Raw genomic sequence first — 25060 nt, 5'->3', positions numbered from 1 at the left:
GGGAGAACAGGAGAATTTTCTCCTTTAATACGCTTCGTAACTGGGTTTGGGTAGTTTTTTAGCCGGATTTCCGAGGTATAAGCCCCACTCGTCCGTGTCTTTGTAAATGGCAGAAGCCATTCCGACAAGGGTTCCGGTAGCAATATGCAGAAAGTCGCGAATAGTACTGTTCACCCCAAAAAAGCAATACGGCTCAATCACACAATGGCCGGACATAACTACGTGCGAGGTAAAGAACACATGGTCTTTTATCTGGCCATGATGACCAATGTGGTTGCCACTCCACAGCACAACGTTGTTGCCAATTGTTGTAAATGGCTGGACGGTGTTGTCTTCCAGAATAAAGCAGTTTTCGCCGATCTGGTTACCAAACAGGGTGGCTTTTGAACTGATGTAAGAAATGAACTCGTACCCTTTGGCTTTCGCTTCGAGGTAGATTCGTTCCCGATTTCGGTTCATGTTTCGGCCGGTCATGGGGGCGAAAAACTTGTATTCCTGGGGAGAGAACAGCGTTTCTACGTCTTCGAACGCGACCAGAGGTAAGCCCTGAAATTCATTTCCGGTCATGTATTCGCGACTCACGGTGAAAGCCACTACGTCATGTTCCGAATCGTGCGTGAGGTAGAAATGGGCCAGCTCGGCCGTATCCATAACCCCGAAAATGATAACTTTTGCCATATGTTAGATAAGGATCGAAGCGTAAGGAGTTGCGATATAGATGTAGTTGGGCAACTCCCGGCCTGTATTGCTAAACTAGTTCATATTCCCCAAGCAATTTCCGAACGTCGGGTATGTCGTTAAACATAAGTGCGTCCAGCACGGACAACCAGGGAATGAAGTCATTTTTGAACTGCGGGTACTCAGCCCGTTTTGATTTAATGAATTTGAGGTCGATGCCGGTCTGGGTAAACGAAGGCGCATCGTATAACTCCATTCCTCCAATTGGATTGATGTAGCGGGAGGCCTTTTCCTGCCGACAAATGTCCAGAATGCGTTCCTGCGCTTTTAACTCACTATTGGCATAGATGGACGATGAGGCAACCAATCGTGTCGATAAACCCAGATACGTATTTAACTCAACGAGGCTGAAATAGATCAGATCGGCGATGGAGTCGGTTGTAAAATTGATGATTTTTTCGGTCAGCGGCATAACCGTTTGATAGCAGGGAGCTTTTCGATAACCCTGTTCAATGGTTTTTAGCAGTTTACTTCGCCATTTTGGATCATCGGCCAGGTGTACTTCGTTGATTCGCTTATTCTGGCTGGCATCTTTTAACGGGATGGTAAATAAGTACTCCTGACCATTTATCAGCAACCTGTTTCGATTGATCCAGCCCCGATTAATAAAAGCTACATCATCGTACAAAACAAATGTATCCACCGCTCCCATCAACTGCATATAGCCGATGTAGGGAAGAAAGTAAGGCTGCATTATGGCAAGGGTCATTTTTTTTAGGAGTTAGGAGGGAGGAGTTGGGAGCGAGGAGTTAGGAGCGAGAAGTTGCTGACCGCACCGGCGGACCGGCATGTTTTATGCTGCCGAATGGCTCCTCACTCCTCGCTTCTAACTCCTCACTCCTGTTTTTTCAATTTCCGTAAATAATAATCTTCTCCCGGTACAATCATTTTAGCCCGCAGGGTTGTATCGGTACCCAGGCGTATGTCGCCGGGTTGGGGGGCAATGACACTTTTATCGAAAAACAGGTAGTCGGCCTCTTTAGGAATTGGCTTAAGACCCTGCTCAAACGGGTTAATGGCAATAAGCCGACGAGACAATTTAGGTCCGTAAAGCGGATACTCATAATCATCGTTGATAGTCGCCAGCGCAACAGTCGCACTGTCGGGGACCAGTTCGTCGAATCGTTTAAAGGGAGTGTACGTGTCAGGGCGTCCGATCGTTATCTGCCGGATGCGGTCGGAGGTGAACGCCGAGGGAAAGGGAGCGCCATCGGGTCCTGTCCACGCAAAAGGCAACGCCCGTGTATTCAAAAACACACACATCAGTGCCGATAGGCAACCCAACACTGTAACGAGGGCTACATACCCTTTCCAGATCGGTCGTTTCGGAGTGTCGATGGTTGTACGCGGATGAAGGAACAGCAGTGCCAGAAAGGTCACGCCAAACAGACCTGTTTCTATAAAATAACGTCCTTTAAACGGGTCATAGGGAGCCGAGTAGGAGAGAGCTAAAAAATGAAGCAGTAGGGCTACACCTAAATAAATATGCGGAGTTGAGCGTATATAACCTACCAGTACCAGCACCAGGAGCGGTAAGATGAGGCCAAAACCAAAAATTCCCCAATACGGGTTGGCATTATAAAACACAAACTTACGGTCGAAGGCAAACGTCTGAATCGAGAAGTCCGTTTCTTCATCCAACCGCATATGAAGTTTATCTTCCAGCAGAACCAGCGGCTTGCGCATGGCGTGGTTCAGGTCGGCACCTGCTTTCACATTTCGGATGCCGTCCAGATTTACATGGTCATAAGCATACCGAACCACATTGCGGCTTCCCTGTTCAAGTAAGTTGCCAAGAGAGCCCGCCCGCTCGACAGATTGGTGTTTTAGGGCCGTTGGGGGGCCGATCGGATGTCCAAATACTTCAATGTTTTTCAGATAGCCAGTTGGCAGTGTCCACAGGCAAACCCCAACCCCAATGGCCAGGCCCAGCCTCCATACCCGCCCGAAGGTCACGACCCAGGAACTGGACAGGAAAACCGTGTAAATCATAATGACAAATACGGAAGGCAACAGCAAGGCAAACGTGATTTTGTGCCCAAACGCAATGCCAAATGCCATACCCGCCAGATAGAGATACCGGTTGTCGGCTGTGGGCAAACCGATACTGCGATACGTGAACAGCATGTATAACAGCACGCTCAGGTAGGCAGTCAGAACAATATCCGTTTCGGTGGTGATGGCCTGCATCAGGAAATCGGGGAGCAATGCATACGCCAGCGCACAGAAAAAACTGGCCGATAGCCGGTTTTGGCCAATGCGTTGCACAATACCGAAAACAGCAACGATGGCTGTCCAGTAACTCAAGTGATGAATAAATTTGAAGCCATTCTCAAAATGGCCGGTCATCAGAAACGAATAGATCTGAAGGGTACAAACGCTTTTCGGATACGTATCCATGTTCCAGTTTGTGCCGCCAAAATGCCGCATCGTCCCTCGCTGAACGTATTGCATAACCCGATTCAGGTGGCCGGTCATGCTGTCCCACTCATTGGGAACGGTGAATAGGACCAGCAGCAGGTTGGTAACTGCAATGATGCCCAAGGTACTGAGCAGTAGAATGAACAGAAAGCGGGAGTAAGCAGATAATCCACCGAACCAGTCCTTGCCCGTTCGAAAACGCTCCTGAGCAAGTTGCCGAACTGAAAAGCTGGATTTATGGCCAGACAGCCGACTTAGTAATTTGCCGAGTATTGTTGCTGTAATAAATACAGAACCGGCCCAAACCGGTGTATTGGCCGTTAGATACAGTCCGGATAGTACGAAACCCGTTAAAATAACACTCCCGGCCCCCAACAAAAATGTGGTCAGCCACCATTCTGTCAGGGAACGTCGGCAAACCTGCGAAGAAAGCCGTCCAACGTAAATGACAAACAGAACAAGGGGAATAAGGTATAAGCTACTCATAGGAAGATAATTCTCGTACAGATGCGCCTAATGAAAAAAGGCCTCATAAACCGACTTGGTAAAGTCAGTTTATTGGCCAGTTTCAGGCTCTGTTATACGCTTTCGGGTACGATACCGACAGTCAGATTTACAATCGAAACAATGCGGTCAACATCCGCTTCGGCCAGGTCCGGATAGAGCGGCAGGCATAGTACCCGCATGGATACGTCCTCCGATACCGGGCAGGGTTGAGCCGTAGTTGAACCGGGCCTGAATGTAAAGGGCAGGGTGTTGAGCGAAGGGTAAAAATACCGGCGGGGCATAACGTCGTCGGCCTTCAGCGCGTCTACCACCCGCAGCAGTGTCTCCTCCGAATCGAAAATCACCGGGTAATAGGCATAGTTATAGTCAACATCAGGTGTCAGTGTTGGCCGGGTGATCTTACTGAAATCCAGCTGACTGTCGTAATACCCGAACCGCTCTTTGCGGGCAGCAATCAACTCAGGTACTTTTGGCAGGACGCATAAGCCCATTGCTGCATGCAGTTCTGAATTCTTAGCGTTGATGCCAACCCCGAAGTAGTTATCATTTTGATGCCCGAACGAGCGCATATGGTGCAGTTTCTGCGCCATATCGGCGTTGTTGGTCACAATACAGCCGCCTTCAACCGTATGAAATACCTTGGTCGCGTGAAAACTACAGGTACTTAGATCACCATAACTTAAGATGGACTTGCCTTTGTAGCTTGCCCCGAATGTATGGGCTGCGTCGTAAATGACTTTGAGGTTATACTTATCCGCAATGGCCTGAATCTGTTCAATCTTGCAGGCATTTCCATACACGTGGGTAGCCATGATTGCCTGCGTATTGGCCGTGATCAGCGGTTCGATTTTTTCCGGATCGATGTTGTAATCATCCGGACTAATATCAGCGAATACGGGGGTACACCCTTCCCACAGCAGCGCATTGGTAGTGGCCACGTAAGAAAAGGGGGTCGTGATAACCTCTTTCTTTATATCCAGTGCTTTGAGGGCCATCTGAAGCACAATGGTGCCGTTGGTGCAGAATTTCAGATACTTTACATCCAGAAACTCTTTCAATTCATCTTCCAGCCTGCGCAGAAGTGGCCCATCATTCGTCAAATGAACACGATCCCAGATGCCTTTTAAGTAGTTGGTATACTCGTCAAGTTCTGGCAGATACGATTTCGTGACATTAATCATCAAACAATTAATAGATAAGAGTCAACAATAACCAGGCTGTACAAAGCAGTTCGTCATAAATACAACCTGCTAAATAGACGTAATTATTGTTCACTGGTGACTGTTTCCAGCATTTTTGTATGAAAGGGTATCTGCGGACGAACATAGCCCGGCCATTTTCCGTACCAGGCAATCCCTTCCCGATAATCTTCCACATCAAAGGTAATACCTTCTTCCATTACGAATAACGGGGTAACCGTATCCTTCACAATCATCATGGAGATTGTATAGGAACCGTCATTCAGAAAATACCCCGGAATGATACACTCACCGACAATTAACCCTTTGCCAAAGGCCTGCGACAAGGTGCCAATGTTAAAGATACACTCGCCCGTCATTGAATTCAGGTGCAGGCTCAGGTTTAGGTTCGCATGATCCATCAGGCTCCAGAACTCAAACCTGAATTTCATCGATGTGCGGACGTCAATATGGGTGAGGTCGTCGATGTATTCTGGAACGAGCTCGATCCGACGAACACGCACGAGATCATTTCCGGGAGCTTCGTCGGGCGTTTCCCAATGGCGCAGAAGACGGGTTTTGGACACTTTGCTCAGGTAGGAAGCAATAACCTGATTGGTCTCACCCTGTTCAATAAGTTGCCCTTTTTCGAAGTAAAGCGTTTTGTTGCAAAGCGCCTGAACAGCCGTAAGGTTATGGCTGACGAAAATAACGGTTCGACCACTGGCCGCATTATCCCGCATTTTGCCAAGGCTTTTCTTCTGAAATTCGGCATCACCTACCGCCAACACCTCATCTACGATCATAATTTCCGGGTCCAGGTGCGCCGAGATGGCAAAACCCAGCCGAACGTACATACCCGATGAGTAACGTTTTACGGGCGTATCGAGGAATTTTTCGACACCGGCAAAAGCCACGATCTCGTCGAATTGCTTTCTGATTTCACTGCGACTCATACCCAGCAGAGAACCATTGAGGTAGATGTTTTCCCGACCAGTCAGTTCAGGGTGGAACCCGGTGCCTACTTCGAGGAGGCTGGCTACCCGTCCTTTGATGCGAACGGTGCCGGCTGTGGGCTCAATAATTTTGCTCAGAATTTTGAGCATGGTTGATTTCCCGGCTCCATTGTGGCCAACAATACCAACCCGATCGCCCTGCTCAATGGAAAAATTTACATCGCGAAGTGCCCAGAACTCTTCATGCGTAACGGCATCTCTTTCTTTCTTACTTCCGAACAGCGACCGGAAGTTTTCTGAAATAACATCACGCAGCGTATTGGCACCTTTGCCCTTTTTATGGTCAATGATGTATTGCTTGCTTATATTTTCGACAGTAATGACAGACATATTGATTTACGATTTACGATCTACAGTTTACGGCCGCCTGGGCCATCCACGCGTCATAAATAATAAATTGTAATTCTTTAAATATCATCCACAAAGGTATTCTCACGTTTACGATAGAAGTAAAGTGATAAGGTTAGACAGACGCCCACAATAGCAATGGATATGAGCAGACTCTGTGGGTTAAAGTACGCTTTTTCACCCAGTAATGACCAGCGAAATCCATCGATTATACCCACCATTGGATTCATCCAGTAAAAGGGCGTCCACCATTCGTTTTGCTTATCCGCTACCAACCGACTACTGTAGGCTATCGGGCAGATGTAGAAACCCACCTGTACTATAAACGGAATAAGCTGGCCAATGTCACGAAAACGTACATTAACAGCCGCAAAAAATAGCCCGAAGGCAAAAGATGCCAATAAGGCCAGCACGATAAAAGCTGGCAGCATGAGCAAATGCCAGTCTGGAATAAATCGATACCAGATGGCAAGCACAATGAATAAGCCCAGCGATACCAGAAAGTCAATAAAGCTGACTGCCACAGAACTAATGGGCATAATCAGGCGGGGGAAATATACTTTCGTGACCAGGTTGGAGTTCATGGTCACGCTATTGCTGATCTGCGTAAAGGCCGTAGCAAAGAACGTCCAAACGGTTATTCCGCCCAATACCATGAGTGGGTAGGGAACGCCTGGGTCGGCGGGTAGTTTAGCGATTTTACTGAATACAAATACCATGATCAGCATGGTAGTGAGTGGGCGGATCAGCCCCCAGGCCGTACCCAGAGCCGTCTGTTTATACCGAACGGAAACGTCCCGCATAGACAGAATATACATCAACTCGCGGTTACGCCACAGGTCGCGCCAGTAGTGACGTTCTGACCGGCCAGGCTGTATGATAACTTCGTGCGTTTTCAACGTGTTTGTGTAATAAAGATGGTATTACTAAGCTTCCTGCATAACTGAGCGGTACGTTTCTCGCAGAAAAATAATGAGAATAGAAAGCACCAGACCAACGATCATACCAATCTGTAAACCAGCCGTTTTGATTGTATCAACATGAAGTGGATAATAAACCGGTTTGATAATTGTAAACAACGGCGTTTCCCGAATCATGGATAAGCGCATGTTGTCTGCCTGTTGGAGTGCCTGGTAATAAAGGGTCGTTAGAAAGCCGGAGTTTCGTGTCAGCTTATTTTCGGTCATACGTCCCTGGGCAACAACCACCTGCTGGTTCTGATCCAGGTATTGGGCCAGCTTATTTTCGGTACCTGTCAAACGGGCCGCGAGGGAGTCCACTTTGTCATTCAGAAGGTTGTACATCTCGCGGGTTTTCTTCGTCTGCTTGGACTGGTAATCCTGCTCAATAGTTTTGAGGTGATTGGTCAGAAAGGTGGCTGCCAGTTTCTCATTCTCCATGAAGCAGCTAAGCTCCATAAACGACGATTTTCGCTCGGGTTGCTTAACGGCTATTTCACCTTCGACCCGGGCATAAATGTCCGACATGACGAGCTGTTCGGTTCTGGTGTATTCATTAGGTAGTTTGGCCCGCTTGAAATAAAACGCACGCAGGGAGTCATTGTCTTCCCATTCATCGTCGCGAATACCGCTGTGGCGAATGTAGTAATTGACAAGCAGGGTGTCTTTCCCATTAATGGTATCGGTCTGCATCAACGTTTTTTCGACAACGGGTCTTGATTTAGCATAAATGAGAAAGTTGTCGCCAATAAAGATGTTGGCATCCGGAGCGCCTGAGCTTAACCCGAACGCACCCGCTAACTGGCCTAGTTCACCACCAAATCCACCGCCCGATGAGCCACCACCCAGGTTAAACATGATGGTGCCCGTATAGGTGATTTTTGTTTTATGGAATGCGTCGTAAATGAACCCGATAAGACCACCTACAAAAACCAGAACGAGTAATACCTTCCAGTTGCGCCGAAATACATGCTTCAGCTGAAAGACACTTAATACCACCGATTTAGGGGAAATCTGATCGGGGGGTAAGGAGCGAGTCGCTGCCAGATGGTTCGGGTTGTTTGTATCAGATAAGTTTGTAGAAGCCATATTCTAAAAAATCCTGTTTAGTTGTTAACCCGAGTAAGTAAAATTAGGGTTGTAACCAGTGTCAATAACGAGCCGGCGATACCAACCGTCGAACTCAAAATCTGTTGTGCCGTGAGTGGCGAAGTAGCCCGTTTGGGTATTACAATTTCAGAGCCGGGCTCAACGCGCGGATAGACATTGAAGAACATGAACTTCCGGGTTCGATCAACAGAGCCGTTGGCGTAAATGATAAACGCTCTCCGACGCTGTGATTTAGATGTAAACCCACCTGTTTGAGAAATGTAATCCTGGAACGTTTCTCCTGCCCGGAATTTGACGGTATTCGGCAGTTGTACTTCGCCCTGAATCCGGACTGTTTCGAGGAGTTTCGGAATCCGGAGGGTATCTCCTTCCTGGAGTAGAATATCTTCTGATGAGCCGGGTTTAGCCAGAATCTTTTTTAGATTGATACCAATAGCTTCGGCAACATCGGGGGTAATGACCTCCGTTTCCACAATCGTTTTCGTTGTATTATCGGCCACTTCTTCGATGGCCTTTTGCTTCCGTTTTAGTTCATCGGCACTCAACCTGACCGGGCGAACCAACGTAGCGCCTTCTACGTAGGCCTGAGAGGTTAATCCTCCTGCCTGAGTAACCAGATCTGATACTTTCTGATCTTTAGTTCGAATCGGGTATGAGCCTGGCATGATAACCTCACCAGATACATAGGCATAGGTTTGCACGGCATAGTTTGGCGACCGCCGAACGATTACCTGATCGAAAGGTTCAAGGATGAAGTTCTTGTTCGCGTCTGTTCCGATCGATAAGTTCCGGTCTACGTTGAATCGGAAGGTTTCGGCAATTTGTGCCGTTGGAGACCGGGGGTCGGCATCTTTCTTCCGACGAACCACTTCTACCATAGAAGCAGCCGCTGACTCTTTGAGACCGCCGGTACGAAGTAATACATCGTTCAGGGTCATATTGGCAATGTAGGGAATATCTGTATCCGGGGCATTTACTTCGCCCTGCACCGAAATGGTTGCCTGTTCCACCTGATCAAAGCGAGATGGAATAATAATCTGGTCTTCCCGTTGCAGCGGAACATCAGCCTCATTGCCCGCCAGGATACTGGCCAGATTGATCGAGAGGTTTTCGATAGCCAAATCTTCACGGGTACGAACAATTGTAACACGTCCGGTAAAGGCGTCGCCCTTCAGTCCCTCGGCATTGGTGATAAGCTCCTTCAGCGTTCGGTTCTTATCGAGTGAGTACTGGCCGGGGCGGAAAACAGCCCCTTCAATGGTGACCTGGTTTTCGAAACGTTCAAGCAAACGGGAAACCGTAACCAGATCGCCGTCCTGAATCTCAAATGTTTTGAATTCGGGCGTTGTTACATCAATTACTTTTACCTCCCGGTCGGTCAGTCGGGTCACCTTGAGCCTGCTTTTGTAAGCTTGAGCGGCAAAACCACCCGCATAGAACAGAAGTCGGTCGAGGGTTTCGCCCGGCATCATCTCAAAAATATTGGCGCGTTTTACGGTTCCGGTAATCTCAACTTTTTCGAGGAACGTAGTAAATCGAATGTTGTCGTTGTCCTGTAAGCGAAGATCGTTTCGCTGAATTCCATTCAGCAGGTAATCATACAGGTCGAGCGTAGCGGCTACTTTGTTGTTGCGAATGAGCTGTACCCGGCGGTAGGAGCCAATATCATTGGGGCCACCCGCCTGGTAAATAGCATTCATTACCGTTGCCAGTGAAGACAGGGTATAGGTTCCCGGTCTAACAGCATCGCCTGTTACCGACACGCGTATACTCCGTATCGTTCCACCCAGCGATACCTCAAGGAACGTGTTCTGGGGGCCGTAGGAGGAACTGCGCAAGCCGGCAAACCGCTTGGACAACCGATCGGTTATCCGTGCTTTCGCCTGCTCAATTGTCAGGCCGGAAACGGATACTGGACCAACACCGGTAGATTGACCAAAATAGACATTCCCATCGGCAGAAACAGTCTGGGTAAAATCGATTTCCGAATTCCCGTACATCCGGATATTCATCTGGTCGCCGGGGCCGATTACATAGTTGCGGGGTGTAGCTATGTTTAAATTGGGCTCAAAGGTGCGCTCCATTGCCGGATCGTTGAAGAGCGAATAGCCAAACGTTTTCTGTCGTTTTTCCTGTTGCTCCCGGCGTTGTGCGCGCTCGGCACCCTGCCGGACGAATTCTTCATCGGAGATTGGTCCCGGATCAGTGGTATCTCCCGGGGCTAGCTGTGGATTGGCTGCATTAGGAGCCTGTTTCCTATCTTTAAGGGACTGAGAAGTTGGCGATGTCCGGCCAGCGGGAGTCTGGGTCTGTCCAGTCCGGCCATTTATCTGTTGTCTGACGTTATTGGGTAAACTGTTCGGGTTGACACCTTTGGGTAAAGCCGTGGCTGGTATGCCCGAAGCGCCACCGGGGCTCATCGTTGCCCCTGAGGATGAAGGAACTGCAATTTGCCCATGTGATGTAAAGCCCACTAATAGTAGTGCAAAAACAACCACAAAATCCCTAAACTGGCCTTGAACTGAGGCAGCAGAAAAATGAAAAAAAAATTTCGAAGAGAGGTGGAAAAGTCTTGAATTTTGCATATTTTTAAGAAATCGAACAGCGCGGCACCGTAGAAGACGAAGCCTGTATCTAACGAACAAAGTGAATCTTGTGGTACATAGTGCAGTTCAGTCGACAAAGTAAGCGAACTTTTGTTGGATTATAAATAGTTTCGTATTGAGTGGTAATTTTTCGCGTTTCCAAAATTCAAGGTATAATTTTTCCAATGTTTCGTTAAACTGGCTATTCTTGTCTACAGCCCGTTTAAGCCTATTCGTAAAAATCTCTTATGGCAGAATTGCTGAATCAAGCTGTTCAATACAATGAAGATAGTATCCGCTCGCTGGATTGGCGTGAGCACATCCGCCTGCGGCCCGGTATGTATATCGGTAAACTTGGTGATGGCTCGGCTGCCGATGACGGCATCTATGTACTGATCAAAGAAACCATCGACAATTGCATCGATGAGCACGTGATGGGCTTTGGTAAAATCATAGACGTGCGTGTAACGGACCATCGGGTTGAGGTACGCGACTTTGGCCGTGGCATCCCGCTTGGTAAGGTTGTTGAAGTGGTTTCTAAAATTAACACGGGTGGTAAATACGATTCCGGGGCTTTCCAGAAATCGGTGGGACTGAACGGGGTTGGTACAAAAGCGGTCAACGCACTGTCCAGTTATTTCCGGGTTCAGTCGTTCCGGGAGGGTAAAACGGTTTGGGCCGAATTTGACCGGGGTGAGCTCAAGCAGCGGGGCGAAGATGTCACGACAGAGCGAAACGGCACCCTGATCTGCTTTGAGCCGGATGATACGGTCTTCAAGAATTTTCATTTCATACCCCAGTTTCTGGAGAACATGATCTGGAACTACTGCTACCTGAATGCGGGTCTGACCATCTCGTTCAACAAGCAGAAATACCTCTCGCAAAATGGACTCCTCGACCTGCTTCGTGACAAAACGAAGAAAGACGAAGATTCGCTGCGGTATCCAATTATCCACCTGAAAGGGAATGACCTCGAAATAGCGATGACCCACGGGAATCAGTATGGAGAGGAATATTATTCGTTCGTAAACGGGCAGTATACCACGCAGGGAGGTACGCATCTCAACGCCCTTAAAGAAGCCGTTGTGGAAACGGTTCGACGCCACTTCGATAAAAATTATGAGGTGTCGGATATCCGCTCGTCAATCATTGCGGCCGTTAGTATTCGGGTGCAGGAACCCGTCTTTGAATCACAGACGAAAACAAAACTCGGTTCGCAGAACATGTCGCCCGAGCCGAATGCGCAATCCGTAAGCTCGTTTGTTAAAGATTTTGTAAAGGAGCGTCTGGATGATTTTCTGCACATGAACCCTGCCGTTCGGGATGCCCTTAAAAAGCGGATCGAACAATCGGAACGGGAACGCAAGGAGTTGGCTGGTATTAAGAAACTGGCCAATGACCGAGCCAAGAAGGCCAGCCTTCACAACAAAAAATTACGCGACTGCCGTAATCACCTGCCCGATTTGAAAGCTGATGATCGCTACCAGTCGACCCTGTTCATCACCGAGGGAGATTCGGCGAGTGGTTCCATTACCAAATCCCGCAATGTGCAGTCGCAGGCCGTTTTTAGTTTGCGGGGTAAGCCGCTCAACTGCTTCGGCCTGACCAAAAAAGTAGTGTATGAGAATGAAGAGTTTAACCTTCTTCAACACGCACTCGATATTGAGGATGGCCTGGAAGGATTGCGGTATAATCGGATCGTTATTGCGACCGATGCCGACGTTGATGGGATGCACATCCGCCTGCTGATGCTGACGTTCTTTCTCCAGTTTTTCCCCGATCTGGTGCGTAACGGGCATTTGTATATTCTCGAAACGCCCCTATTTCGGGTACGTAATCCAAAAAATCATAAAGAGACAACCTATTGCTACTCGGAAGACGAGAAACAGAAAGCGATTGATAAGCTGACCAAAGCCGCTAAAAAAGTTGAAATAACCCGGTTTAAAGGACTTGGTGAAATTTCTCCTGATGAGTTCGGCTTGTTTATCGGCGAAAATATGCGTCTGGAGCCGGTTATCATGGAGAAAGAAACATCTGTACCCAAGTTGCTTAGCTACTATATGGGTAAAAACACACCCGACCGGCAGCGATTCATCATCGACAACCTTCGCGTCGAAAAAGATGTAGATGAAGTTGCATTGGTGTAGAAAAGTCAGGAAGTAAGTAAGTCGGTAAGTCGGTAAGTGCTAAGTTTGTATGTTGGCTTCGTGCTTACCGACTTATTGACTTATTGCCTTACCGACTTTTTTATGACTTTAGAGTCTCTCCGTAATGACATTGATGCCCTCGATGATCAACTTCTAACGTTGCTAAATCAACGAATGGAACTTGTGCGCCGGGTAGGCGACCTCAAACGTACAACCAATACAGTTATTTACCGGCCCGAACGGGAAAAGCAGATTCTGGATCGGCTTCATCAGCAAAATGACGGTTTACTGAACCGGTCTGCCATCGAAGCTATTTTTCTGGAAATATTTGCGGTATCCCGTAATCTCGAATTACCAGAGCGAGTGGCTTATTTAGGCCCCGAAGGTAGCTTTACACACCAGGCGGCCGAAAGCCGATTTGGGGCCATGAGTGCTTATATGGCGTTGCCAACCATACGGTCGGTCTTTGAGAGTGTTGAAACGGGGCGGGTGCGGTTTGGCGTTGTGCCCATCGAAAACAACCAGGAAGGCGTCGTAGAAGAAGCCATCGATCTCTTGCTGGAGAAAGACCTGCGAATAGCCGCCGAAGTGCAGATTCCCGTGCATTTTACCTTTGCGACAAAAGCCGAAAACTTAGCCGACATTACCCATATTTATTCAAAAGACATCGCATTCAGGCAGTGCAGCCGTTTCCTGAATGATTATTTTGATGAACTGAAAGCCGAGATGGTACCGGTTGAATCAACGTCGAAAGCGGCAAAGATGGCGGCTCAACAGCCTAACACGGCAGCGATCTGTTCACATATTGCCGCTAAGTTGTTCGATGTACCCGTGTTGTTCGACAACATTGAAGATAGCGACCTGAACCGAACCCGGTTTCTGATTCTGGCTAAGGATTTTGTGAACCAGCCCAGCGGGCACGACAAAACCACCTTAATTGCCCGCTTGCCGAACACCCAGTCGCCGGGGGTACTGGCCGAATTTCTACAGGAATTTAATACTCGAAATATTAACCTCACCAAGATCGAAAGCCGCCCCTTGCGAGACGGGGCAACTTTCCGTTACTGGTTTCTGCTGGAGTGCGAAGGCCACGCCAGCGATCCTGATCTGCACGAGATACTGAATCACCACGCGGCCGAAGTCAAGCTGCTGGGCAGTTATGTACGGGTAAGCTGAAACGGGCGCGCTAGTCTGCTACCATAAAGCCATTTTTCGTTCGTATAAACCAGAAAATAGAATTTACAGTTTACGAAGGAAAAACCGCTGTACACTTCCCGACTAACATACGATGGACGCAAACGAAAAGACCGATAAAATCATTGAAGCCCGGATGAAACTCAAACGTCGGTTTGAGGAAAAAATGGCTCAGACGCCCTCCATGACGGACGAAAAGCCACGGGGTTCGGGACCGGTAAACCGGCATGGTATGCCCGCTGTACCGGTCGGACAAACGGTCACGACCAAATGGCCGGTACTGGATTTAGGTTACCAGCCCGCCATACCACTCGATAAATGGCAGCTCAATATTGATGGCGAAGTGAATAATCCCGTTCGGCTGAAGTGGGAAGATCTGATGGAGTTGCCGCAGGTAGAAGACACCAGCGATTTTCATTGCGTAACGACCTGGTCGCGATTAAATGTCCCCTGGGTGGGGGTTCGGTTCATGGATCTGGCGGCTCTGGTCGATCCCAAAGGCACGGCTACGCACGTTATGTGTTACGGCTATGATGGTTACTCCACCAACGTTTCGCTGGAAGAAGCCCTGAAACCCGACGTTTTGCTAGTCCATACCGCCGACGGCCAGCCCCTAACTCGTGAACACGGTGGGCCGCTGCGCATGATCACCCCGCAGCTATACGCCTGGAAAGGCTCGAAATGGATCAAGCGGATTGAATTCCTGACGAAAAATCAACTGGGCTTCTGGGAAGTACGCGGCTACTCCAATACCGCCTACCCCTGGCGCAACGATCGGTATTCGTAGAGACGCAATCCCTTGCGTCTCCTCACGCGTCAGCAATAAAGCGATACAATACAAGGCTGACGCGTGAGGAGACAAGGTAAGGGCTGACGCATAAGGAGACAAAGTAAGGGCTGACGCATCAGGAGACGCAAGGTATTGCGTCTCTACGTGGATTCAATAAACCCATAACACAGCATGTGGCAGATGGTCATCTGGGCGTCTTCGACCCGGCCGTAATGCTCATCCTGAATAATGATCGACTCATGGGCAATGTCGGCGAGTTTGCCACGCTTGCCGCCTACCAGCGCCATGGTTGTGAGGCCGTTTTCGTTGGCCCATTCGATGGCTTTAACGACGTTTGGCGAGTTGCCGCTCACGCTTAAGGTTAGCACCAGATCGCCGGGGCGGGCGTAATTCTGAAGTTGCCGCAGGTAGATATCTTCGTAAGCGTAGTCATTGCCGAGAGCCGTAATCCAGGATACATTCTCGTTCAGCGATAGGCACCGGAAACGCTTGCCCATGCGGTCGGATGCACTTTTTCCAAGATCGGTGATAAAGTGAGATACGTTAGAGGCACTGCCCCCGTTGCCGAAGGCGAAAAACTGCCGATCTTCTTCCCAGCATTTTTTGATGAGGTTAATCAGATGCTCCACCCGATCAATGGGAATAGCGTCGTACGCGGCTTTCTGCCGGTCGATGTAATTTTTAAAGTAAGCCTGGTTCATAGGGAAGGGAGAAATGTATGATGTTTTTATGCGTACTGTGTACATTGTATATCCTACATCCTATATCATACATCTTTTACTGTTAGCATTAAGGCACCGACGGGTACGGAATCTTCGCCGAGTTTGGCGAGTAATACGATGGGGGCTGGCTGAAAGGTTTTCATAACAAAACGAGGTAGTGTTTGACGAACGGCCGCCCGCAACGGTTCGCCAATGAGCGACAGGCCGCCCCCCAGCACAATGGCATCCGGATGAAACAGGTGAACAACGTGCGATAATGCCAGCGCCAGCACCGAACCAATCTGCTCGATCAACATTTTTGCAACCGGGTCGCTGGCTTCGTAAGCCGGATGTAAAAACCGGGCTTCTTTACCAACAGAGCCAGAGGCATGGGCTTGCTGCACGGCAATTTTAAGCGCTGAGTCGTCTGGTAGCTGCGGCAGAAGGTCCCGAATCTGCTGGTCAACAGCCCAGCCCGAAATTGTCTGCTCAACCGTTTGGCCCGGTGTTGAATCGCCGGGGGGGACGAGCCATAAATGGCCAATTTCTGCTTCGCCGGGTAGTGCACCGTGATACAACTTTCGGTCAATGACCATGCCCCCGCCAACACCGCTGCCCAAAGTAATATAGAACACCCGGCTAAAGCCGGTTGCAACGCCTTTATGGGCTTCGCCGAGGGCAGCCACATTGGCGTCATTCTCAATTTGAACCGTAGCACCCGGCACCTGCTTCCGAAGCCAGCCCGCCAGATCAACCCCCGACCAGCCGCCTATCTGATGGGATGTGGCAATACGGCCTGTTGTCCAGTCGACAGGCCCGCCAAAACCGACGCCAATGGCAGAGGGTGGTTCTGGAAGTTGCTGGATTGTAGTCGCGATTTGTGTCAGAATACCTTCGGCTCCCTGTTCGGGATCAACGACGTAGCGGAATCGCTGGCTAATCTGACCGGTCGAATCGCCCGTGATCAGTTGCAGTTTTGTTCCGCCAATTTCAATACCAAGAGTCATGTAGGGGATTATTTTGACAATGACGCACTCGTCGAGTAGCGTGAGAGTAACGCCGTTGGACTGCAAATCTACTGTTCAGCGTCTAGCTTTTCGCCCGGTTCATCGTAGCCCGACCCAGATAAATTTCGTCGCCTTTGAGAGTAATAGTCGTATAAAACGAATAACCATTCTGCACATAACGTAGCATAACCCGGTTTGTCTGGCTGGGTTGTGCATAGGCTTTAGTGGCCGCTACCAGGATTTGGTTGCCGTTGACAATGGCCCGGACAAACGGTAGGTCGCGTACCTTAAGTTGATTGGCGTTGTACTTGTACCACGTTTGTCCACCGTCGTAGGAGCACTCGGTAGCGTTGTTAAGATAAGTTTCCCGGCCGTTGAATACATCGGTGTGGTGCTTGAACAGTCGCCAGAGGCCATGAACGTAGTGTTCATAACAGGTGTAGTTTCGGTCGTTGCCGACGCCCTTCTGGCTCGGGTCGGCGGGTGAGGGCGAGTCGGGGACTAAATCCTTGTGGTCATCCCAGAACAAAACGCCATAAGCGCCGGTGAACCAGTAAAAAATCCCCATCCCCTCGGCCACAGCGGGTGGAGCGGCATGTTCTGCTTTGCTACTGTTCGGCAGTTCGCTCTGGGTATTAAAAAGCCATTGCCAGGCTATACGCTTTTTGGGTGATAGCTTCATATTGACCTCCTGCTCGCCCAATAAAGCCGCCAGCCAATGACGGCTGTTATCCCCGTTATGCCGGATCGAGTAATCGAAATCCGGGTAAGCATAATAGGTGCCGGGCATTTGAAAGTCAGCATAATCGCCGTACGATTTGCCAACTATATCGTCTGGCATACCCCGCTGGCGGCTGGTTGCTGTGTGTTGGGCAGGCATCGCCCAAAGCCAGTCGGGTGTGGCGTTGTAATCATCGGCTTTTGAGTAACCAACACTGTTGTGCAAAACCGGTGCAATTGACCCAACCTGTGTTTTTGGACTTACGTTTTCCTTGATGGTTTTAACCATGTAGGTATAGAGGTTTGTCTGCTCCTGCCGATTGGTCATGTTGGCTCCATCGTTCTCAATGTCAAGAAAAATAAACCCATAGGTGCTTTTCATACCAGTAGGCGGGCAGTCGCCAAAGCCAAAACATCCTCCACTCAGTTCTGTGCAGGCCTGGTACAACGTGTTTCGGTTGATGGGACGAGCCGCTCCGGCAGCGTTGCCGCTGGGGACTGCGCGGTAAAGTGTCTCATTTGCCTTATCGCTGTTTTGCGCCCAGGCCAAACCAAACGAATCTCTGAAGTAGTTTTGATAAAGAATGACCGACCGCTGACTCGGTTGAAGCGAAGATTTCCAGCCCTTAGATGGGAAGCCATCTGTCCAGATTTCGACGTTGGGCACCATCCGGCTTTGATCAACGGCTGAGAACCCTCGTCGGAAGATTTTCGTAGGGTCTTTCTGTACGTGAAGGTTTCGCCCGGCACCGCAAAACGTAATGGTTTTTGTAGCTGGCAAAGTAAAATCGCCAACAACATCCAGATTATAATACCCTTTTCGGGTACTGGGTGTGGGGGTGAACTGCGTGCGGGGCGTGGGCGAGAGTGACGTTTGCGCCGGTAAAGGTCCTTGTAACTGCACGGCCGCAACAGCCGGAGAGCCGGTCGATTGCCAATACCAATAACCGGCACCCGCCAGGCTCATTGCCAGGCCTACTGCAATTAATTTCATAACCGACTTCAATACGTGTTAAGTTAGGTGAGTAACGTATAACCGGCCTAAACCGATTAATCCTGGTCTATATATCGCTTTGTAATGGGTTGATACGAATCAATCCGGCGGTCGCGGAAGTATGGCCAGGTGGTACGGTATTTTTCGGAGAGGGCCAGATCGACGGTTTGCACGTGTACGAGTTCCTGGTCGTGCGGGGCCAGATACAGCAACGAACCGAAAGGGTTGGCAATGAATGAGCCACCCCAGAACTGCTGATCGGCCTCGCGGCCAACCCGGTTGACGGCCACCACGTGAACGCCATTGGCAATGGCGTGGCTCCGCTGAATCGTTTGCCATGCGTTGTATTGCTCCGTGTTTTGCGCCGGGTCAGGTTCATTGGTATCCCAACCAATGGCGGTTGGGTAAAACAGGATTTCGGCACCCATGAGCGCGGTAATACGGGCTGCTTCAGGATACCACTGATCCCAGCAGATGAGTACGCCAATCCGGGCAAACTTGGTGTCGAAGACCTTATAGCCGAGGTCGCCGGGGGTGAAGTAGAATTTCTCGTAATAACCCGGATCGTCCGGAATGTGCATCTTGCGGTATTTACCCAGATATGATCCATCGGCATCCAGCACCGCCGTGGTATTGTGGTATAGTCCATGCGCCCGTTTCTCGAAAAGAGACGCTATGATGACAACGCCCAGCTCACCCGCCAGTTCACCAAGTCGGTTGGTGGTGGGACCGGGGATGGCTTCGGCCAGACTGAAATTATGATGGTCTTCAACGTCGCAGAAGTACAGCGACGTGAATAATTCCTGTAAACAAACGATTTGAGCCCCTTTCGCAGCCGCTTCCCGAATGCCGCTGATGGCTTTTTGGATATTCGTCTCGACATCTGCCGAGCAACTCATCTGCACTAAACCGATATTGACGTTCTTAGACATGGGGCAAAAATAGACGGTAATTCGTTGATGGTCCCATTTGTCAACAAAAAGCTTATCGGGTGGGTTCGACCCTCGATAAGCTTTCCGAAATGTATCCTACCGGCTGATACCCGTGAGCGCTTCTAAATCGGACAGGGCCAGCCGGTAGGCCAGTTGGGCCGAAAACAAATCTGCTTCGGCCTTTGCCAGTGCGGCCTGGGTTTCCAGTACGTCGCGCTTTAGGACCAGCCCGGCCGCGAGTCGGTCGGTTTTGAGCTTTAGCTCGTCGCGCCGGTATTGGGCAGCCTGAGCGGCAATGGGGAGCAATGACTGCGCCTGACGGGCTTTTCGATAAGATTTTTGTACCTCTCCGGCAATGTGTTCCCGCGTGTACTGAACATTTTCGCTGGCCTGTTTCTCCTGCGACAGTCGCTGGTTCAGTGTAGACCGGCGACGGCCAAAGTCAACGATGTTGTAACTCAACTGGAGCCCCACAAAGTAATTGCTTTGAGGAAGGTCGGAGATCACATTCTGGAACAAATAGCCGCCCAGCGCACCAATGGTTGGTATGTAATCCTTGCGGGCCGCCTGTACACCGAGCGCGGCTTTCTGACTGGTTTGGTCAGCCTGACGAACTTCCAGGCTTCCGTTTTTGGCACCCTCCAGAAACGTAGCCAGTGGGGGTAAGGCTGGTAACGAATCCGTTACGGGGCTTAAGCTCAACGGCGTTTCGGCGGGTTGGCCGAGTAGCTCATTCAGATCGGCCGTGTAATCTTCCACCTGGTTCGTAAGCTGTAGCAACTGCTGCTGCTGGTTCGCCAGATCGGCCTGTAGGCCCACTTTATTGACGGGGTCTGTTTTTCCGGCCAGGAGCGCGCTTTCCACGTCATACAGTTTGGCCTGGGTCAGCTCAAGGGTTGTTTGAACCTGCTGTTGCTGTCGCTGGGCGATCAATAGACCATAATACAACTTTTCGACACCCTGCCGGACGGCCAGTTCTGCCTGACTCACCTGCGTTTTGGCCAGTGCCACGTCGGTCTCGGCTACTTTGATGCCGTCCTTTATCTTACCCAGCTGACTGATGGGTTGATAAGCCAGAACGTTGCCGAAAAACAGGTTATGTTTGGCTTTGAACAAAGTCAGGTCCTGTTGGGGCAGCGGGATGGGCGTTGCGCCGGGCAACACGCCGATTGAACCTCGGGGCAGGGTCAGATCGCGGGTGACGCCATTATAGGTGTAGCTGCCATTGGCAACAATCAGCGGGTACAACCGACTGCGGGCTTCGCTGATCTTATAATCGCTCTCGTCCACCTTATACCGGGCAATTTTCAGCCGCCGGTTTTGCTGAACGGCCTGATCCTGTACCTGCTTTAACTGTACCGGCTGGGTGGTTTGGGCTACAGTCGCACCGCTGAGGAGGATACCAACTATCGTTAATTTTAGGAGTGTGTTCATTGTCAATGAGAATGAGTCTGGGTGGTTGGCAGGGCGACGGCTTCATCTTTGGGTTTGACGGTCATCACAAACAGGACCGGAATGACCAGCAGGGCCATGACCATCGAGAAAACAACGCCCACGGCAATGACGCTGGCCAGTGGGCTCCACATGGGCGAACCGGACAAAATCATGGGAACAACGCCAATGGCTGCGGCCATCGTTGTCAGAAAAATAGGCCGGAGTCGACGCTTGCCCGCTTCCATGGCCGCTTGGCGGATGTCCATCCCTTTGCGAATCAGCTCGTTGGCGTAGTCGACCAGAATAATGGCGTTTCGCACAACAATACCCGACAGGCTGATGAGCCCCATAAAGGCCGTAAAGCCAAACGGATTTCCCGTTAGCACCAGGCCCAGCAATGCGCCAAACAGACTGAGGGGAATGGACGCCATGACCACCAGTGATTCTTTCAGGTTGCGAAACTGGAAGAGCAGGATCAGGAAGATAAGCACAAGGCTGATTCCCAGCGCACCAACCATTTGGCTGAACGTAGCCCGCCGGTTTTCGTCCTCACCACCGTATTGAATGCTGTAGCCAACGGGTAGGGGAATGCTGGCAATTTGTGGTTGAATGGCTTTCAGTACTTCGGAAGGCAGGGTGTTGCCACTCGTTTCGGACTGAACCGTCAGCGTACGAACGCCGTTGCGGTGCATAATTCGCCCGGTTTGCCATTCGGGTCGTAACGTCGCAATCTGCCGGAGCGGTACACTGCTGCCCGTTACGGGCGAAGTGAGGTACGTATTTTCCAGGTCCGTAAAGTTCTGGCGGCTTTCTTCATCGAGCCGAAGAACCAGGTTAACGGGCTGATCGCCTTCGTACAGCACCGATACGGGCGCACCCGAGAAGCCGGTGTAAATACTGGTGGCAATGCCGGTTGTTGTAAAGCCGAGCCGGTTGGCCTCTTCCGTCAGGCTAATCCCGACGCCGTAATAATCTTCTTTGAAATCCGTGCGGACGAGGGCGCTGCCGGGTGCTTTGCGGACAATATTCTGCACCTGAGAACCAAGCCGTTTCAACACGTTCAGGTCGTTGCCGATAATCCGAACCTCCACCGGCGCAATTGTCAGCGCGCCCTGCTGCATCAGCCGCACGCGGGGAGTGCCATCGGGCACCAGCGCGGCCACTTTCCCGATCAGTTCGTCGGCTAGGGCTTCCGTTTCTTCATTGGTTGTCGTGTTCACCAGAATCTGCCCGTAGTTGGTGACGGGTGGCTCGGGCGAAAAGTTGTAATAAAATCGAGGGGCACTGGTGCCGATAAAGGTGGCGTAAGTTTCCACCCGACCGTCTTTTTTGAGCAGCCCTTCCAGCCTGGCTAGAGCCTCTTTCGTTCGGTCGAGTTTAGTGCCGGTTGGCATCCAGACTTCTACCACAAACTGGTTTCGCTCAGCCGCCGGGAAGAATTTCTGCCGGATCGCTTTGAACAAAAGACCCGATGCGGCAATGGAAACGACGGCGAATACCAGTGTGGCGGTACGGTGGTCGATGCACCAGTTGATGGCCTTGTCGTAGCCGTCCTGCATGTAATCGAGCAGCGATTTTCGCTTCCGTTTTTCGGGACGATTACTCGGCTCAATAACCTGATGCAACCCTTTTTTGATGAAGGTGTAACACAGGAAAGGCGTGAGCAACATGGCCACAATAAACGACGAGGCCAGCGCAATGGAAACCGTAATGGGCAGCGAAAAAATAAACTCGCCTACCGATCCGGTCAGAATGACCATCGGTAAAAACGACGCGATAATCGTCGCCGTCGCCGTGAGTACCGGAACGACCAGATCACTGGCACTGCGCCAGGCGGCCGTCCATCGGTCAATGCCTTCGTCGAGGAGTTCCACGTAGTTGTCGGCAATGACAATGGCATCATCCACAACCATGCCCAGCACGACGATCAATGCGGCCAGCGACACCTGGTGCAACTCAATCCCGAATGTATGCAGCAGCGCAAACGTAACGGCTACTGTGACTGGAATCGCCATGGCAGCCACGGCGGCAATGCGGAACGGCAGCAGAACAATCGTGACGACAACAACGGAGACGATAGCCAGAAAGAACTCCCGGATGAAGTCACTCACGCTGTGCTGAACAACCTGCGGCTGGTTGACAACCGTGGTGAGCTTCACCGAACTGGGAAGGTAATGCCGGATATCGTCCAGCTTGGCCGCTACATCGTCGCCAAACTTGACAATGTTATTGCCTTCCTGCATCTCAACGGACAGCATCAACGCCCGGTGGCCATTTACGTTGATGGTCGATGTTGGCTCCGTACCTTCCCGTTTAATGGTCGCTACGTCTCCCAGCCGAATAACGGACCCGGTAGGTGTGGTACCGATTACCTGATTGCTGATTTCCTGTTCGGAATTATAATAACCCTGGGCATAGAGCGGCACCTGCGACTGGTCGGTTTTGACATTTCCGGTGGCTTTGATGGCGTTTTGGGCCTGGAGTACCTGCACGACCTGCGTCCATTTTATACCGTATTGCGCTATTTGCTCGGAGCGGGCCGTAATGGTGATTTGCTCTTTTTGCTCCCCATACCGCCGTATTTTCGACACGGCTTTGATGGTACGCAGCCCGTCTTCAATGCGTTTGAGTTTATCGTCCAGTTCAGTGTAGGAGAGCTGGTCGGATTCGACCCCAATCAGCAGGGCAACGGTATCGCCAAAATCGGTGTTGACGATGGGCCCCTGAACGCCCTGCGGCAAATCCAGCACTTTGGCCTGGTTGAGGTCGTGGCGAAGCTTGGACCAGAAAATGTCCGGATTTTTGACGTTCTCTTCCAGTTCAACGTTAATGACCACGGCACCGTCGCGGGTGGTGGAGTACGTTTTTTCTTTACGCACTTCGGCGTAGCCGAACAAATACTGCTCCAGTTTACGGGTTACCTGATCTTCGACCTGAGCGGAATTGGCACCCGGAAAAAAGGCGACGACCAGCCCGGTGCGGATAGTGATTTTCGGGTCCTCCCGACGCGGCATGGTCAGCAGGGAATAGATGCCCAATGCCGCCACCAGAAAGACAACGCTGAGCGTTACCTGCGGGTATTTTAACGAGCCTTGAATGGGATTCATTGAGCGGATTGGTTAAATTGAATCGAAGCGCCGTCCTGTAATTTCTGCTGACCACCAGTTACAACGAGGTCGCTGGGCGTAAGACCGGATGTGATTTCGACGTTGCTGGCGAAAATCTTCCCGATGGTCACTTTTCGTTTGAACGCCTGTTTTTTGAGCGAATCGGCCACGAATACGTAGGTGGACTGATCGTCGTCGCGCAATACGGCATTGCCCGGCAGACTCAGGGCTTTAGATCGGCGGGTCGACGTGATCCGGGCATCGGCAATCATACCGGGGCGGATCTGAAGTTTTGGATTGGGCAGGTCGATCTTGACGGAGTAGGCGCGGGAAGCTGGGTCCGCGACGGCACCGATGAGGGAAATTTTGCCGGTATAGGTTCCGTTGATGGCCGGGATTGTCACTTGGGCAGACTGCCCCAGACGGAGCTGCCCAACTTCCGATTCGGGTACCGATACCCGTACTTTTATGGGCTGAATGTCGGCGATTTGAAAGAGGGGTTGCCCTTGTGGAATGATCTCGCCGGGATTGGCTCCTTTGCGGGCCACAATGCCGGAAATAGGGGAGTAGAGTTTGGTTTCGCGGAGGTTTTTGGCGGCCAGTTGCTGGCGGGCTTTCACTTCATCGAGCCCCGTCACCACCTTTTCATAATCGCTGGGCGTTACACTGCCCCGTTCTTTCAGAATGGTTAGCCGATTGTATTCGTCCTGCACCCGCGCCACGTTGGCGTTGGCAATGGTGACGCCCAACTGGTAGTCGGTTGGCTCGATGGAGGCAATCAGTTGCCCCGCCCGAACGGTCTGTCCTTCCTGAATTGTGACCCGATTTAGTTTTCCGGCCACCATAAACCCTAAATTTACGGTCGTTTCAGATTCAGTTGAGCCGCTTAGAGTCAGTTGTCCGCCTTCCTGGGTATCCTGAACCCGACTAACGATGACGGGGATGGCTGCTGGTGTTTCAATGACTGCCGATGTTGGGTTTTGTTTTTTATCGGAAGAAGACTGACAGGCCGATAATGCCCAGATAGACAGGGAAAGTGCAAGGGGACGTATAACGTTACTACTCATAAGGACTGGCGAATAAGGTAAAACAGACTCACGTTTGTGAGGTATAATTGAAGAAGACTCGCTTTGTTTAGAATGATATATACGTTTAGGTAAGTACCTAGTGGC

Annotated in this window: 18 protein-coding genes; 3 read left to right on the top strand and 15 right to left on the bottom strand. The window is 50.6% G+C overall.

Translation table 11 applies throughout. The annotated features are described in order from the left end of the window. Window positions 1-24: 24 nt before the first annotated feature. From CRO74_RS10680 to CRO74_RS10645, 8 genes are all read right to left on the bottom strand, one after another. On the bottom strand, window positions 25-678 hold the full coding sequence (locus tag CRO74_RS10680) for an acetyltransferase (RefSeq protein ID WP_097125920.1): 654 nt from the start codon (window positions 676-678) through the stop codon (window positions 25-27). Between the two features lie 70 nt (window positions 679-748). Beyond that, window positions 749-1447, bottom strand: a complete 699-nt coding sequence (locus tag CRO74_RS10675; RefSeq protein WP_097125919.1) for a WbqC family protein — start codon at window positions 1445-1447, stop codon at window positions 749-751. A gap of 125 nt (window positions 1448-1572) precedes the next feature. After that, the gene (locus CRO74_RS10670; RefSeq protein WP_097125918.1) at window positions 1573-3645 is read right to left on the bottom strand and encodes an ArnT family glycosyltransferase; all 2073 of its coding nucleotides are present in this window, start codon (window positions 3643-3645) and stop codon (window positions 1573-1575) included. 92 nt (window positions 3646-3737) lie between these two features. Then, entirely contained in the window at window positions 3738-4847 is a 1110-nt protein-coding gene (locus CRO74_RS10665) for a DegT/DnrJ/EryC1/StrS family aminotransferase (RefSeq protein WP_097125917.1), read from the bottom strand. A gap of 83 nt (window positions 4848-4930) precedes the next feature. Next, window positions 4931-6190, bottom strand: a complete 1260-nt coding sequence (locus CRO74_RS10660) for an ABC transporter ATP-binding protein (protein ID WP_097125916.1) — start codon at window positions 6188-6190, stop codon at window positions 4931-4933. A gap of 77 nt (window positions 6191-6267) precedes the next feature. Next, a complete protein-coding gene (locus CRO74_RS10655; protein WP_097125915.1) occupies window positions 6268-7107 on the bottom strand; it encodes an ABC transporter permease in 840 nt (279 codons plus the stop codon). A gap of 27 nt (window positions 7108-7134) precedes the next feature. Then, complete coding sequence (locus CRO74_RS10650; RefSeq protein WP_097125914.1) at window positions 7135-8256, bottom strand: GumC domain-containing protein; 1122 nt, start codon at window positions 8254-8256, stop codon at window positions 7135-7137. Between the two features lie 17 nt (window positions 8257-8273). Continuing rightward, a complete protein-coding gene (locus CRO74_RS10645) occupies window positions 8274-10697 on the bottom strand; it encodes a polysaccharide biosynthesis/export family protein (protein WP_097125913.1) in 2424 nt (807 codons plus the stop codon). 413 nt (window positions 10698-11110) lie between these two features. On the opposite strand from CRO74_RS10645, the gene CRO74_RS10640 reads away from it, so the two are divergent. The 3 genes from CRO74_RS10640 to CRO74_RS10630 all read left to right on the top strand — a co-directional run bounded on the left by CRO74_RS10640 (window position 11111) and on the right by CRO74_RS10630 (window position 14990). Beyond that, entirely contained in the window at window positions 11111-13009 is a 1899-nt protein-coding gene (locus CRO74_RS10640) for a DNA topoisomerase IV subunit B (protein WP_179830160.1), read from the top strand. A 102-nt stretch (window positions 13010-13111) separates the two neighbouring features. After that, the gene (gene pheA, locus CRO74_RS10635) at window positions 13112-14185 is read left to right on the top strand and encodes a prephenate dehydratase (RefSeq protein WP_097125912.1); all 1074 of its coding nucleotides are present in this window, start codon (window positions 13112-13114) and stop codon (window positions 14183-14185) included. A 112-nt stretch (window positions 14186-14297) separates the two neighbouring features. After that, the gene (locus tag CRO74_RS10630) at window positions 14298-14990 is read left to right on the top strand and encodes a sulfite oxidase-like oxidoreductase (RefSeq protein WP_097125911.1); all 693 of its coding nucleotides are present in this window, start codon (window positions 14298-14300) and stop codon (window positions 14988-14990) included. 143 nt (window positions 14991-15133) lie between these two features. Here CRO74_RS10630 and CRO74_RS10625 read toward each other — a convergent pair whose 3' ends face one another. From CRO74_RS10625 to CRO74_RS10595, 7 genes are all read right to left on the bottom strand, one after another. Then, the gene (locus CRO74_RS10625; RefSeq protein ID WP_097125910.1) at window positions 15134-15694 is read right to left on the bottom strand and encodes a D-sedoheptulose-7-phosphate isomerase; all 561 of its coding nucleotides are present in this window, start codon (window positions 15692-15694) and stop codon (window positions 15134-15136) included. Between the two features lie 65 nt (window positions 15695-15759). Then, a complete protein-coding gene (locus CRO74_RS10620) occupies window positions 15760-16701 on the bottom strand; it encodes an ROK family protein (protein ID WP_097125909.1) in 942 nt (313 codons plus the stop codon). A gap of 82 nt (window positions 16702-16783) precedes the next feature. Next, complete coding sequence (locus CRO74_RS10615) at window positions 16784-18415, bottom strand: hypothetical protein (protein ID WP_097125908.1); 1632 nt, start codon at window positions 18413-18415, stop codon at window positions 16784-16786. Window positions 18416-18471: 56 nt separating this feature from the next. Next, entirely contained in the window at window positions 18472-19347 is an 876-nt protein-coding gene (locus CRO74_RS10610; RefSeq protein ID WP_097125907.1) for a carbon-nitrogen hydrolase, read from the bottom strand. A 96-nt stretch (window positions 19348-19443) separates the two neighbouring features. Then, window positions 19444-20781, bottom strand: a complete 1338-nt coding sequence (locus tag CRO74_RS10605) for a TolC family protein (protein ID WP_097125906.1) — start codon at window positions 20779-20781, stop codon at window positions 19444-19446. Between the two features lie 2 nt (window positions 20782-20783). Continuing rightward, window positions 20784-23888: an efflux RND transporter permease subunit gene (locus CRO74_RS10600; RefSeq protein ID WP_097125905.1), complete on the bottom strand. Its 3105-nt coding sequence runs from the start codon at window positions 23886-23888 to the stop codon at window positions 20784-20786. Beyond that, window positions 23885-24955 (bottom strand): efflux RND transporter periplasmic adaptor subunit, encoded by a 1071-nt coding sequence (locus CRO74_RS10595; protein WP_097125904.1) that lies wholly within the window; start codon window positions 24953-24955, stop codon window positions 23885-23887. Before CRO74_RS10595 ends, CRO74_RS10600 begins: the two co-directional genes overlap by 4 nt. Window positions 24956-25060: the final 105 nt, after the last annotated feature.

The sequence above is a fragment of the Spirosoma fluviale genome, from assembly GCF_900230225.1.
GTDB lineage: Bacteria > Bacteroidota > Bacteroidia > Cytophagales > Spirosomataceae > Spirosoma > Spirosoma fluviale.
This window is presented reverse-complemented; position numbering and strand designations above follow the sequence as displayed.